The organism is Humitalea rosea, from assembly GCF_003253705.1.
GTDB lineage: Bacteria > Pseudomonadota > Alphaproteobacteria > Acetobacterales > Acetobacteraceae > Humitalea > Humitalea rosea.
In genome coordinates, this window is sequence record NZ_QKYU01000008.1 from 119,170 (window position 1) to 132,669 (window position 13,500).

Below are 13,500 nucleotides of genomic sequence, written 5' to 3' on the forward strand. Positions count from 1 at the left end.
ATCAAGGCCATGCGCCGGGCAAAAGCCTAGCCCAGAGCGAGGGGCCGCGACGGGGCGGCCGTGGATCAGGTCCCTCATGGCAGCAAACGGTTACATCAGGGGCAGCATCATCGTCGTCGTCGATGACGATCCAGCGGTGCGGGACGCCCTGCAATGCCTGCTGGAAGCCGATGGCCAGACGGTGCGCGCCTACCCCTCCGCCGCGGCCTTGCTGCGGGAGGGTCTGCCCGCCGATGCCGCCTGCCTGGTGCTGGACCAGCGCATGCCCGGCCTCTCCGGGCTGGAACTGGCGCATGAGGCGCGGCTGCGCGGCTTCCGCGCCGGCATCATCCTGATCGCGGCGACCGCCGATCCCTGGCTGCGACGGCGGGCCATGGAGGCCGGCATCGCGCTGGTGCTGGAAAAGCCCCTGACCGACGATACGCTGCTGCCCGCGGTGCGGCGCTATGTGATGGCCGAAGGGCGGGCCGCGCCGCGCGGAGGCTGCCCGCCCGCGGAGTGATCTGGATCAACGCCCGCGGCGCCCGCCGGTGCGATGCTGCCCGCCGCAGTCACGACCGGAGACCCGTATGTCGGAACGCCCTCAGCCCACCTGGCCCGTCCTTGAGCCGGACCGCAACGTCACCGCCTGGTGGTGGGTCGTGGGGCTGCGCGGCGTCGTCGCCATCGCCTTCGGGCTGCTGCTGCTGTTCATGCCAGGCCTGGCCCTGAGCGCGGTGGTGGTGCTGTTCGGCGCCTTCGCCATCGTCGATGGCAGCTTCGCCCTGGCTGGCCTGCCGCGCGGCGCCTCCGGCACCCGCCGGCGCGGCACCTTGCTGGCCGAGGCGTTGCTCAGCATCGCCGGCGGGCTGGTCGCGGTGCTGCTGCCCGAGGCCATCGTGCTGGTCTTCGTGTATTTCGTCGCGGCCTGGGGGCTGCTGAGCGGCGGCGCGCTGCTGTTCGCGCATTCCACGGCGCTGGTGAGCGGCTGGTTCAAGGTCTTCGTGGCGCTCGCCTCGATCGGCTTCGGGGTGCTGGTGCTGCTCTCGCCCGCGGCCGGGCTGTTCGCGATCACGCTCTGGATGGCGGTCTATGCGATGCTGTTCGGCGCCGCCCTGTTGAGCCTGGCCCTGCAACTTCGCCGCTGGCACGAGGTTGAACCGCTGCGGCGGTCTTGACGTCCCTCAAGGCCAATCCGACGTCCGACCGGCACTGTTTCCGCACCCCGCCGGGCCGGTCCCGTGCCAACCCCCACAACAAGAGGAGAGCGCCATGCAACAGCTCCGCATTCCCACCAATGCCTGGGTCCTGGTCTGCGACGGCGCCAAGGCGCTGACCTTCCGCAATGACGGTGACACGGAAACCTTGAGCCTCACCCTCATCGAAAGCCGGGCCGAGGCGGCGCCGCCGACCCGGGAGCTCGGCACCGGCCGGCCGGGACGGGTGGTCGAATCCATGGGCACCAAGCGCAGCGCCGTCGAGCAGACGGATCTGCACGCCGAGGCCGAGGCCGTCTTCCTCGCCCAGACCATCGAGCGGCTGGGCCAGATCGTGCGCGAACAGGATGTGCGCCATCTGATCCTGGTGGCCCCGCCGAAGGCCCTCGGCATCATCCGCAAGCATCTGACACCGGCGCTGCGGGCGGTGATCGTGCATGAGCTGGACAAGGATTACGCGGGCCTGACCACCCCCGACATCGAGCGCCACCTGGCCGGTTGATTGACCGCAAGGACCCACGCCGGGAAGCGTGCCTAGCCTCCACCGTCATCAACCCGATGGAGGTCGCGATGCGTGATATCACCCTGCGCCAGAACGTGCTCGACGAATTGGCGTTCGAGCCCAGCCTCGATGCCGCCCATATCGGCGTCGCCGTCGATGACGGAATCGTCACGCTCAGCGGCCATGTCGGCAACTACGCCGAGAAGGTGGCCGCCGAGCACGCGGTGCAGCGCATCAAGGGCGTGCGTGGCTTCGCCCAGGAGATCGAGGTCCGCTACGCCGCCGACAAGAAGACCGCCGACGACCAGATCGCCAAGCGCGCCCTGGACATCATCGCCTGGGATACGACGGTGCCCGACGACAAGATCCTGGTGAAGGTCGAGCACGGCTGGCTGTCGCTGTCCGGCGAGGTGTCCTGGTATTTCCAGCGATCCGCCGCCGAGAATGCGGTGCGCAAGCTGAGCGGCGTGGTCGGCGTCACCAATCTGATCACGGTGCGTCCGCATCTGGATGCCACCAGCATCAAGCACCGCATCGAGGATGCGCTGAAGCGCAATGCGGAAGTCGAGGCCGCGGGCATCCGGGTCGAGGTCGTCGGCGGCAAGGTCACGCTGGAAGGGCGGGTGCGCGCCTGGCACGAACGCGAGGCCGCCGAGCGCGCCGCCTGGGGCGCGCCCGGCGTCAGCGCCGTCGAGGACCGGCTGATGCTCGGCTGAGCCGGTTCGGCGGCGCCACCGAAAGGGGCGCCGCCGTGACGCGCCGGTTCAGGCGGACTTGACCGGGATCATCTTCTCGCCCGCCGGTTCTCTCCCGCCGGGGCACCGGGGACGTTCCCTCCCGCCCGATTGGATGCGAAGCTTCCGCGACCGGGCCCTTCGCGCCCAGGAAACCGGAGATTGCGATGATGTTCCGCCCCGCCCTGAACCGCCTTGCCTTGGCGGCCTGCGCCAGCCTCGTCCCCGGCCTCGCCTTCGCCCATAGCGGCCTCGGCCAGGTCGTCGGCTTCGCGGAAGGTCTGGCGCATCCGCTGTCGGGGCTGGACCATGTGCTGGCGATGGTGATGGTCGGCGTGCTCGCCTGGCAATGCGGCCGGCGCGCGGCCTGGCTGCTGCCGGCGAGCTTCCTCGCCGTCATGGCGCTGGGCGCCGGGCTTGGCATGGCGGGCCTCGGCCTGCCGCTGGTGGAGGCGGGCATCGCGCTGTCGGTGATCGCCCTCGGCGGCGCCATCGCCTTCGGGCTGCGGCCGCCGCTGGCCCTGGGCGCGGCGCTGGTCGGGCTGTTCGCGCTGTTCCATGGCCAGGCCCATGGCGCCGGGATGCCGGAGACCGCGCAGGGTCTCGCCTATGCGGCGGGCTTCCTCGTGGCGACGGCTGGGCTGCTTGGCACGGGGCTCGGCCTTGGCCGGGCGATCGGCGGGCAACAGGGCCGCGCGGCGCTTCGGCTCGCGGGCGGCACCGCGGCGGTGGCGGGCGTCGCGCTGCTGGCCGGGCTTGCCTGACCCTGCCTCAGTTCCCAACCCTGCCTCAATTCATCGTGCCGATGGAGGAGCGGAAGCGCAGCAGCGCCGCGCCGAACAACCCGGCACCGATGACGCCAAGGGCCAGGAACTGCGGCCAGACCACCGAAAGCCCCGCGCCGCGATAAAGGATGGCCTGGGCGAGGATGACGAAATGCGTCGTCGGCGCCCAGTACATCACCATCTGCACCAGCATGGGCATGCTCTCGCGCGGGGTCATGCTGCCCGAGAGCATCTCCAGCGGCAGCAGCACCAGCATCAGCAGCAGGCCGAACTGCGGCATCGAGCGCGCGATGGTGCCGAGGAAGATGCCCATCGAGGTGGTGGCGAAGAGATGCATCGCCGTCCCCAGCAGGAACAAGGCGATCGAGCCCTCGATCGGCACCGCCAGCAGCCCCTGCACGACGATGATGAGCGAGAAGGCGCTGGCGACCAGCACCACCAGCCCCATCGACCAGAGCTTGCCGGTCATGATCTCGAAGGGCGTGACCGGCATCACCAGCAGATGCTCGATGGTGCCGTGCTCCCGTTCGCGGATGAGCGCCGCACCGGTCAGGATGATGGCCAGCACGGTGACGTTGTTGATCACCTCCATCACCGCGCCGAACCAGGCCTGTTTGAGCTGCGGGTTGAAGCGCGCGCGCAGCGCGAGCCCGACCGGCGTGGTCGCCGCCGCCGCGCCGCGCTGCAGGAAGGCCGCGACCTCGTTGCCGATCATGGTCTGGATATAGGCGCTGCCGGTGAAGGCCTGGGTCATGCGCGTGGCATCGACGTTGAGCTGGATCGCCGGCGCCCGCCCGGCCAGCACGTCGCGCTGGAATTCGGGCGGGATGTTCAGCGCGAAGGTGTCGCGCCCCGCATCCATGCGGCTGTCCATCTCCGCCTGGGAGATCATGGCGGGCCGCGTGAAATGCGGCGGGTAGAAGGCCGCCCCGATCCGCACCGAAAGCGGGGACTGGTCCTCATCCACGATGGCGATCGGCGCGCGGTTCAGCGATTCCGGCATGGCCGTCGCCGCCATATAGATGGCCAGGCTGAAGGCATAGGCGATCAGCACCAGCATCGTCGGATCGCGCAGCAGGCCGCGGATCTCCTTGCCCCCGAGGTGCAGGATATTGGCGATGCGCAAGGCTCAGCCCTCCTGCTTCTTCAGCAGTGCGATCGACAGCCCCATCAGCACCGGCACCGCCAGCGACATCAGCAGCAGGCTCCACCACAGGTCGGAGAAATCCAGCGCCTTGGAGAAGACCCCGCGCGAGATCACCAGGAAATACGCCGCGGGATAGACATGGCCGATCGCCGCCCCGATGCCTTGCAGGGAGGAGACCGGATCGAGCATGCCGGAGAACTGCACCGCGGGCATGATCGTCAGCACCGTGGTGCCGAAGATCGCGGCGATCTGGCTGCGCATGAAGGTCGAGATCAGCAGCCCCATGGCGGTGGCGGCGGTGACATAGACCAGTGCCGAGACCGCCAGCATCAGGAAGCTTCCCTTCATCGGCACCCCGAACACGAAGACCGCGACCAGGACCATCAGCAGGAAGTTCACCATCGCGAGCAGGATGTAGGGGATCTGCTTGCCAATCAGGAACTCCGTCCGCGTCACCGGGGTGACGTAGAGGTTGACGATGGAGCCAAGCTCCTTCTCGCGCACCACGCTCAGCGCCGTCAGCATCGCCGGGATCAGCATCAGCAGCACGGGGATGACCGCCGGCACCATCGCGTAAAGGCTCTTGACGTCGGGGTTGTAGCGGAAGCGGGTCTCGATGCTGAAGGCCGCCGCGGTGGCCGCCGACCCCGCCGCCAGGGCGATGCGCCCGCTCAGCCATTGCGCGTGCATGCCCTCGACATAGCCGCGCACCGTCTCGGCCCGCGACGGCATGGCGCCATCGATCCAGGCGCCGACCTGCACCGGGGTGCCGCGCGCCACGTCGCGGCCGAAGCCCGGGGGGATTTCGATGGCGATGCTCAGCTCGCCCGACCGCATGCGCCGGTCCAGCTCGACGTAATCCGAAATGGGCGGCTTCTCGATGAAGTAGCGTGAGCCCGCGAGGTTGATCGTGTAGTCGCGGCTGGTCGTGGTCTGGTCGCGGTCAAGCACGGCGTAGGTCAGGTTCTCCACATCCAGCGACAGCCCATAGGCCATGATCACCATGAGGATGAGGCTGCCGAGCAGGGCCAGCGTCGCGCGGATCGGGTCGCGCCGAAGCTCCAGCGCCTCACGCCGGGTGTAGCTGAACAGGCGGCGGGGATCGAAGCCGCGGCGCGGCTTGCGCGCGGCCTCCTCCGGGGCTTGCGCGGCGGGCGGCGGGGGCTCGGCGGCGGCGCCGATCTCCGTCTCCCGCAGGTAGCCGATGAAGGCCTCCTCCAGCGAGGCCGCGCCGCGCTTGGCGATCAGCGCCGCCGGCGTGTCGCTGACCAGCACGCGCCCCGCATGCATCAGCGAGATGCGGTCGCAGCGCGCGGCCTCGTTCATGAAATGCGTGGAGATGAAGATGGTGACTTTGTCGTTCCGCGCGAGGTCCACCATGATCTGCCAGAAGGCATCGCGCGCGACCGGGTCCACGCCCGAGGTCGGCTCGTCCAGGATCAGCATTTCCGGCTGGTGGATCATCGCCACCGCCAGGGACAGCCGCTGCCGCTGCCCGAGCGGCAAGGTGGGGGGCAGCTTGTCGAGGATGTCCACGAGGTCGAAGCGCCGCGCCATCTCCTCGATGCGCCCGGGGATGGTCGCGCTCGGCAGGCGGAACAGCTCGGCATGCAGGCGTAAATTCTGCCGCACCGTCAGCTCGGTGTAGAGCGAGAAGCTCTGCGACATGTAGCCGACGCGGCGGCGCGTCTCGATGTCGCGCGGGTCCACCACCTCGCCGAACAGCCAGGCCTGGCCCTCGGTGGCGGGCAGAAGCCCTGTCAGCATCTTCATCGTCGTGGTCTTGCCGCAGCCGTTGGAGCCGAGGAAGCCGAAGATCTCGCCGCGCCCGATGCGGAAGCTGACATGGTCCACCGCGACGAAATCGCCGAAGCGCTTGGTCAGGTCGCGCGCCTCGATCGCGATCACCTGCTGCTCGGCGCCATCGCGCGGCGGGATGGTGACCGCTTGGTGCCCCGCCCGCTTCGCCTCCGGCAGCAGGGCGATGAAGGCTTCCTCCAGCGTGGCGGTGCCGGTCCGGTCCAGCAGGTCCTTCGGCGTGCCGGTGGCGAGCACCCGGCCCGCATCCATCGCCGCCAGCCAGTCGAAGCGCGCGGCCTCCTCCATATAGGCGGTGGCGACCAGCACGCTCATCCCCGGCCGCGCCGCGCGGATACGGGCGATCAGATCCCAGAACTGGCTGCGCGACAGCGGATCGACGCCCGTGGTCGGCTCATCCAGGATCAGCAGATCCGGGTCGTGGATCAGCGCGCAGCACAGGCCGAGCTTCTGCTTCATGCCGCCCGAGAGCTTGCCCGCCGGCCGGCCGGCGAAGTCCGAAAGCCCCGTCGCCAGCAGCAGCTCCGCGATGCGCCTGGCCCGTTCGGCATGGCCCTGTCCGAACAGGCGGCCGAAGAAGTCGAGGTTCTCGAACGCCGACAGCGTCGGGTAGAGGTTCTTGCCGAGCCCCTGCGGCATGAAGGCGATGCGCGGCACCACGTCGCGGCGGTGGCCGACCAAGGCCATGTCGCCGCCCAGCACCTCCACCTTGCCTTCGCGCACCGCCCGCGCGCCGGCGATCAGGGCGAGCAGGCTGGATTTGCCGACGCCATCGGGGCCGATCAGCCCCGCCATGCAGCCCGCCGGCACCGCGAGATCGATCGCCTCCAGCGCGCGCAGCTTGCCGTAGCGCAGCCCGACGCCGCTGAGCGTCGCGACCGCCGCCGTCATTGCGGCAGCCGGACCTGCAGCCGTGCCGGCCATTCGATGGCAGGGTCCAGCCGGATATAGGCGATGCCCGGCACGCCGGTCTTCACCTGTTCGATATGCTGGCGCAGCAGGCCCGGGTCGATCCGGGCCTTGATGCGGAACATCAGCTTCAGCCGCTCCTCGGCGGTTTCCACGGTGCGCGGGGTGAATTGGGCGACGGCGGCGACGAAGCTCGCCTGCGCCGGGATCACGAGGGTCGGGACGGCATCGAGCACCAGCCGCACCTCGGTGCCGATCGCGACCCGCCCGGCGGCCTCGGTCGGCAGGAAGAAGGTCATGTAGACATCGACGAGATCGACGAGGTTCAGCACCCGCCCCCCGGCCGAGACCACCTCGCCCGGCTGGGCCACGCGGTATTGCACGCGCCCGTCGCGCGGCGAGCGCAGGGTGCCGTCGTCGATATCGGTCTGGATGCGCTGGATCGTCGCCCGCGTCGCCTCGACCGCGGATTGGGCGGCGATCACCTGCGACCGCGCGGTGCCGAGGGCGGCATCGGCCGCGGCGACCTGGGCCTGCGCGATGCTGACGGCGGCCCGGGCGCCCTGGAAGGAGGCACGGTCGTCATCCAGCCGCTGCGCCGGCACGGTGCCGCGCGGGGCCAGCTCCTCGGACCGGGCGACGCGGCGCTGGGCCGCATCCAGCTCGGCCTCGCGCTGGTCCACGACGGCGAGGGCGGCGGCGCGGTCGGCCTCGCGCTGGCGCACCTGGCTGCGGGCGACGTCGATGCCGATGATGGCCTGCTGCAACCCGGCCTCGGCCTCGCGCAGCTGGGCCTCGGAGATGGCGGTGTCCATCCGCGCCAGCACCTGGCCGGCGGTGACGAACTCGCCCTCATTGGCCAGGATCTCGCGGATGCGCCCGGCGGATTTGGCGGCGATGTCGATCTCGACCGCCTCGATCCGGCCATTGCCGCTGGCAAAGCCCGCCGGCAGCCCCTCCGGCTGGTAGGAGCGCCACAGCAGGTAGCCCCCCCCGGCGGCTGCCAGGACAAGCAGCACCACCCCCACGCGCGCCACTCTTTTCATGCTTTCGGCCTTGGTCAGATGATGCCCGGCGCGCCGGTGCGGGCGCTGGCAAGCGGTTGGGCGGTTCGCCATTTCCCCCAGCCGCGGCATTTCCCTGCCACTGGCCAAGCCGAACCTGCCGCAAGCCGGGCGACGCGTCGTTGCGGCAGATCAATCGGTCGCGCGCGCGACCGGCGCAGTCTGCGCCCCTACCCACCGCAGTCTGCGCCCCTACAGCGACATGAGCATCCGCCAGTTGAGCAAGCGCTTGACCTCCCCGCGCGGCAGCAGCAGCGTCAGGCTGCGCCCCGCGCCATCGGCCAGGGCGACCACGAGGTGCTCGGGGTCATCGGTGCTGATGCTGATGGCGTCGAACTCCATCATGGTGGTCTCGCCCTTCAGGTCCAGGATCGCCTGCGCCCTGAGTGGCGTGGCCCGGGCCTTCGCGTCGGTGTCGGTCATGTTTGCTGCTCCGGCGCTGTCACGCATCGAGGATAGTGGCGCTACCCCCGCGCGCGCTACCGTCGCGCGTTTCCACGCATGAGAAGGAGTCCGCAAGGCATGGTTCCCGTCCTGCTCTTTGGTGCCGGCATCGCGGTGGGGCTTGGCGTCGCGGCCCTCGCGCCCGGCCTGATGCCCCAGATCGCCCGCGCCGCCCGGCCCACGGCGAAGGAGGCGCTGAAGACGGCGCTCATCGGCTACAGCCAGCTTCGCATCGCCGCGGCCGAGGCCGCCGAGGCGGCCAGCGACCTGGTCGCCGAGGTCGAGCACGATCTGGCGACGGCCCCACCCCCCGATGCCGCGCCGGCCGGCGCCGAATCGGCGCCTGAACCGGCCGCCGCGGCGGCCGCCGCCGCCGCCGCGCGCGCCGTGGCCGCGGCACGGGGCAGGAGCGATGGCTGACGCCCCCCTCGCCACCATCGTGCATGCCCTGCCGGGGCGGCTGCGGCTGCGGCTGCCGGCGCTGCGGGGGGATATCGCGGGGCTCTCCGCGCTGGCGCTGGCCGTCGCGGCGCTGCCCGGCGTCGCCGCCGCCGAGGCCTCCGCCACCACCGGCAGCCTGCTGATCCAGCACGAGGGCACGACGGAGGCTGTGCTCGTGCTGGCGGAAGGGCTGTTCTCGGCGCGGCCGGACGCGGCGGAGGAGGCGATTCAACTGCCCGAGGCGCTGCTGCCCGCGATGGGGGCCATGGCCGCGGCCGGGCTCACCATCGTGCAACTGCTGCGGCGGGAGGCGCTGCCGCCCGCCCTCACCCTCGGCTGGTATGCGATGCGGCTGGGCCAGGACGCGCTGCGGCGCCGCGGGTCCTGACCACCTAACCCCGCAGCGCCGCCGCCAGATCGGTCGCTTCCCAGGGCAGGTCCAGATCCTCGCGCCCGACGTGCCCATAGGCGGCAAGGGCGCGGAACAGCACCGGTTTCGCCCAGAACCGGCGCAGCAGCGGGCCGGGGCGGAAATCCGCGACCGCCGCGAGGCGGGCCGCCAACTCGGCATCGGGCACCACGCCCGTACCCTCGGTGCGGACCCGCAGGCTGGCGGGGGCGGCGCGGCCGGCGGCGTAGCAGAGATGCACCTCGCAGCGCCGCGCGAGCCCCGCCGCGACCAGGTTCTTCGCCGCCCAGCGCGCGGCATAGGCGCCCAAGCGGTCGATGCTGCCCAGGTCCTTGCCGGAGAGGGCGGCCTGCGGCTGGCGGGAGAATTCGCCATAGGTGTCGATCCCCGGCTTGCGCCCGGTCAGCCCCGGATGGGTCTCCGGCCCGCCGCCGCGGCGAACGCCGCCGGGGTTGATCAGCACGGCGCAGCCCGCGTCGAAGCCGAGCGGCGCGCCGACGAAGGCCGGCTCCAGCACCGCCTTGCCCAGCCGCCCCGGCAGCGCCGCGAGCGCCGCGGCCTCGCCACCGCAGACCAGGGTGACGCTGGCAATGGCCTCCGGCCGGCCCTCGCGGTAGCGCACCGCCACCTGCGCCTTGGCATCCGGCGACAGCGCGCCGAGCGCCCCCGCCGCCCGCGCCGCATCGAAGGCACGGGCGACCCGGTGCGCCAGCATGATCGGCATGGGCATCAGCGCCGGCGTGTCGTCGCAGGCGAAGCCGAAGGCGTTCACATGCTCATCCGCGACCGGCTCCGCCTCATCGCGGGGCGCGGGGGCGGCATCGGTGAGGCTGGTGAGGATGCTGCACCGCCGCGCGTCGAAGCCGCCATGGCCCTCGCCATAGCCGACCTCGGCCAGCACCTCGCGCGCGATGGCGGGCATATCGACCGTGGCCCGGGAGGCGATGCGCGCGGCGAGGAAGACGATGCCGCTGGCGACGGCGCATTCCACCTCGGCCGTGGCCGCCGCATCCCGGGCCAGCAGCGCATCGACCACGGCATCCGCGATGGCATCGCAGAGCTTGTCCGGATGGCCCGGCGTCACGGATTCCGAGACGAACAGATCCTCACCCAGCATCGGTGCTGCCTCCCTTGCGCGCGGCGGCGGTGATCGCCTCATTCAACGCCAACGTGCCGAAGCCCGCCACCGCCACCGCCAGCATCCCCCCCGGCGTCAGCGCGCCGAGCCCGAGCAGCCGCCGCAGCCCCGGCACCGCCTGCGCCAGCACCTGCAAGACGATCCCGCCCCCGGCGGCGGCGAAGAGCAGCGGGTTGGGCTTGCCCTGGCGCAGCGTCGCGACCAGCCCGCGATGGTCGGAGCGGCAGGCCAGCGCATGCAGCAACTGCGCCAAGGTGATGGCATGGAAGGTGACCGGCGCCGTGCCGCGGCCCGCGACCAGCTGCGCCGCCAGGGTCACCACGGCCATCACCGTGCCTTCCCGCCCGATGCGCCACATGTCCTCGCGCCCCAGCAGCGGCGCCCCCGGCGGGCGCGGCGCCCGCGACAGCTCGTCGCCCTCGGCCGGGTCGAGGCCGAGCGCCAGCGCCGGCGCCACATCCGAGACCAGGTTCAGCCAGAGCAGTTGCATCGGCGACAGCGGCTCGGGCAGGCCGAGCCCGGCGGCGCCGAGCATCACGAGGCTCTCCGACAAATTGGTCGAGACCAGATAGCGCAGCACCTTGCGGATATTGCCGGTGATGGCGCGGCCGAGGCCGAGCGCCCGCAGGATGCCATCCAGCTCATCCCCCGCCAGCACGATATCGGCGGCCTGGCGCGCGACCTCGGTGCCGCCGGCGCCCATGGCGATGCCGACATCGGCGGCGCGCAGCGCGGGGCCGTCGTTCACCCCGTCCCCGGTCATCGCGACGACGCCGCCGCCGGCCTGCAAGGCGCGCACGACCTGGAGCTTCTGGGCCGGGCTGACGCGGGCGAAGGCATCGGCGCGGGGCGCCAGGGCGGCCAGCACCTCCGGCCGCGTGGTGTCGAACTGCCCGGCCTCCAGCACGGTGATCTCGGGGCCATTGGCGAGGTCCAGCGCGCGGGCGATGGCGATGGCGGTCGCGGCCTGGTCGCCGGTGATCATGGCGGTGCGGACGCCGGCGGCATGCAGCGTCGCGATCGCCGCCTTCGCATCCTGGCGCAGCGGATCGGCGATCCCGGCCAGGCCGCACCAGACCAGCCCCGCCTCCTCCGGCCCGTCGCCACAGGCAACCCCGAGCACGCGCAGCGCGCGGCCGGCCATGGCGTCATTGGCGGCGCGGATGGCGGCGCGGTCCGGGGCGGTCAGCGGCACGATCCCGGCGCCAGCCAGCCTGTGCCCGCACAGCGCCAGCACCTCGACCGGATCGCCCTTCATCGCCAGCAGCCGGCCGCCCCCGGGCGCGCCATGGACCGTGGCCATGCGCTTGCGGCCCTCGGCGCGGGGGGTGGCGGAGAGGCGCGGATGCCCCGCCCGCAGCGCCGCGACATCGATGCCGTGTTCCTGCGCGGCACGCACCAGCGCGGCCTCGGTGGGCGAGCCCGCGAGCCCGGCCGGGCCAAGCTCCACGTCGCTGCACAGCGAGGCGAGTTCCAGCAGCCGCCACACCTCGGCCGCCGCGCAAGCGGCATCGACACCGGCCGCCGGGACCAGCCGCGCCGCCTCCCAGCCGCACTCCCCGGCCGGCGGCCGCAGCGCCACCACCGCCATCAGGTTGCGGGTCAGCGTGCCGGTCTTGTCCAGGCAGACCACCTGCACCGAGCCCAGGGTCTCGATCGCGCCGAGCCGGCGCACCAGCACCCCCTCCCGCCGCATCTGCTGGATGCCCGAGGCGAGCGTGGTGGTGGCGACGGCCGGCAGCCCCTCCGGCACCGCCGCCACGGCCAAAGAGATCGCGCTGCGCAGCGTCGGCAGCAGCGCCCGCCCCCGCGCGAGGCCGAGGCCGAGCACGCCCAGGCAGATCGCGCCATTGATCCAGACCAGTTGGCGGCCGAGCCCGTCCAGCTCCTTCTGGATCGGCGTCTCGGGCGGGCGCAGCGTGCCGAGCAGCGCCTGGATGCGCCCGATCTCGGTCCCCTGCCCGGTCGCGACCACCACCGCGCGCCCCGCCCCGCCGGTCACTGCCGTACCGCGGAACAGCATGGTGCTGCGCTCGGCCAGCGGCGCATCGGCCGCAAGGCAGTCCCCGGCGGATTTGACGACCGGCAGGCTCTCCCCGGTCAGCGCGGATTCATTCACGGTCAACTCGGTCGCGGTCAGCAGCCGCGCATCGGCCGGCACCAGCGTGCCCGCCTCGGCCAGCAGGATGTCGCCGGGGACCAGCGCCTCCGGCGGCAGGCTCAGGCGCCGGCCGTCCCGCAGCAGCGGCACCGCGCCGGGGGCCTCCTCGTCCAGTGCCAGGATGGTGCGCTCGGCCTGGCGTTCGGTGGCGGTGGCGATGACGGCATTGGCCAGCACCACGCCGAGGATGACCACCGCATCCGCGATCCCCCCCGTCGCCAGCGACACCACCGCCGAGGCGCCGAGCAGCACCACCGGCAGGCTGGTGAATTCCTCGGCGAAGAGGGCCGCAAGCCCGCGCGGCTGCGGCCGCGCCATCCGGTTGGGGCCGAACCGCAGCAGCCGGGCGGCGGCCTCGGCGTCGGTCAGCCCGGTCTCGGGGGTGGCGCCGAGGTCCCGCACCAGCGCCGCCGCCGGCAGCGCATGCCAGGGGGTCGGCTGCGAGGGGGCCGGCGCGGCGGGTTCGGCGGCGGGCGCGCCGTGCAGATCGGCGACCAGCCGTGTCGCTGCCTCGGCCGAAACGGCGGGCGCGTGATGCAGCAGGATGGAGCCGGTGAGCGCGCTGACCGAGGCGGCAAGGATGCCGGCCGAGGCCAGCAGCCGGTGCTCCAGCGCCAGCGCCGCCGCCGTGGCCCCGCGCAGCGCCGGCAGCCGCAACCGCAGCCGGCCGGGGACGGCGGCGTGGCGGGTTTCGATCGCGGGGGCGTGCTGGGGGCTCTGGATGCCCAAAAGATCCATCTGGTCGTGGGTGG

Annotated in this window: 13 protein-coding genes; 7 read left to right on the plus strand and 6 right to left on the minus strand. The window is 72.2% G+C overall.

The annotated features are described in order from the left end of the window. Positions 1-76 precede the first annotated feature (76 nt). The 5 genes from C8P66_RS08670 (at position 77) to C8P66_RS08690 (ending at position 3,196) form a co-directional block, all read left to right on the plus strand. Complete coding sequence (locus C8P66_RS08670) at positions 77-502, plus strand: response regulator transcription factor (protein WP_111397851.1); 426 nt, start codon at positions 77-79, stop codon at positions 500-502. Positions 503-569: 67 nt separating this feature from the next. Then, a complete protein-coding gene (locus tag C8P66_RS08675) occupies positions 570-1,157 on the plus strand; it encodes an HdeD family acid-resistance protein (protein ID WP_111397852.1) in 588 nt (195 codons plus the stop codon). Positions 1,158-1,251: 94 nt separating this feature from the next. Further along, entirely contained in the window at positions 1,252-1,698 is a 447-nt protein-coding gene (locus tag C8P66_RS08680) for a baeRF12 domain-containing protein (RefSeq protein ID WP_111397853.1), read from the plus strand. Between the two features lie 68 nt (positions 1,699-1,766). Next, on the plus strand, positions 1,767-2,414 hold the full coding sequence (locus C8P66_RS08685; RefSeq protein ID WP_111397914.1) for a BON domain-containing protein: 648 nt from the start codon (positions 1,767-1,769) through the stop codon (positions 2,412-2,414). Between the two features lie 188 nt (positions 2,415-2,602). Then, positions 2,603-3,196, plus strand: a complete 594-nt coding sequence (locus C8P66_RS08690; RefSeq protein ID WP_111397915.1) for a HupE/UreJ family protein — start codon at positions 2,603-2,605, stop codon at positions 3,194-3,196. A 25-nt stretch (positions 3,197-3,221) separates the two neighbouring features. Here the strand turns inward: C8P66_RS08690 and C8P66_RS08695 are convergent, their stop codons facing one another. From C8P66_RS08695 to C8P66_RS08710, 4 genes are all read right to left on the minus strand, one after another. Then, the gene (locus C8P66_RS08695; RefSeq protein ID WP_111397854.1) at positions 3,222-4,343 is read right to left on the minus strand and encodes an ABC transporter permease; all 1,122 of its coding nucleotides are present in this window, start codon (positions 4,341-4,343) and stop codon (positions 3,222-3,224) included. 3 nt (positions 4,344-4,346) lie between these two features. Continuing rightward, complete coding sequence (gene rbbA, locus C8P66_RS08700) at positions 4,347-7,073, minus strand: ribosome-associated ATPase/putative transporter RbbA (protein ID WP_245903336.1); 2,727 nt, start codon at positions 7,071-7,073, stop codon at positions 4,347-4,349. After that, the gene (locus C8P66_RS08705) at positions 7,070-8,137 is read right to left on the minus strand and encodes an HlyD family secretion protein (protein ID WP_111397916.1); all 1,068 of its coding nucleotides are present in this window, start codon (positions 8,135-8,137) and stop codon (positions 7,070-7,072) included. The genes rbbA and C8P66_RS08705 overlap by 4 nt, the downstream gene beginning before the upstream one ends. Before the next feature lie 210 nt (positions 8,138-8,347). Continuing rightward, positions 8,348-8,578, minus strand: a complete 231-nt coding sequence (locus tag C8P66_RS08710) for a hypothetical protein (protein ID WP_111397856.1) — start codon at positions 8,576-8,578, stop codon at positions 8,348-8,350. Positions 8,579-8,677: 99 nt separating this feature from the next. On the opposite strand from C8P66_RS08710, the gene C8P66_RS08715 reads away from it, so the two are divergent. Continuing rightward, on the plus strand, positions 8,678-9,019 hold the full coding sequence (locus C8P66_RS08715) for a DUF5132 domain-containing protein (protein ID WP_111397857.1): 342 nt from the start codon (positions 8,678-8,680) through the stop codon (positions 9,017-9,019). After that, entirely contained in the window at positions 9,012-9,428 is a 417-nt protein-coding gene (locus tag C8P66_RS08720) for an HMA2 domain-containing protein (RefSeq protein ID WP_146422774.1), read from the plus strand. The genes C8P66_RS08715 and C8P66_RS08720 overlap by 8 nt, the downstream gene beginning before the upstream one ends. Before the next feature lie 4 nt (positions 9,429-9,432). On the opposite strand, the gene C8P66_RS08725 is transcribed toward C8P66_RS08720, so the two are convergent. Both C8P66_RS08725 and C8P66_RS08730 read right to left on the minus strand, forming a co-directional pair. Then, the gene (locus C8P66_RS08725) at positions 9,433-10,566 is read right to left on the minus strand and encodes a methionine adenosyltransferase domain-containing protein (protein ID WP_111397859.1); all 1,134 of its coding nucleotides are present in this window, start codon (positions 10,564-10,566) and stop codon (positions 9,433-9,435) included. Then, positions 10,556-13,486 (minus strand): cation-translocating P-type ATPase, encoded by a 2,931-nt coding sequence (locus C8P66_RS08730; RefSeq protein ID WP_111397860.1) that lies wholly within the window; start codon positions 13,484-13,486, stop codon positions 10,556-10,558. Before C8P66_RS08730 ends, C8P66_RS08725 begins: the two co-directional genes overlap by 11 nt. Positions 13,487-13,500: the final 14 nt, after the last annotated feature.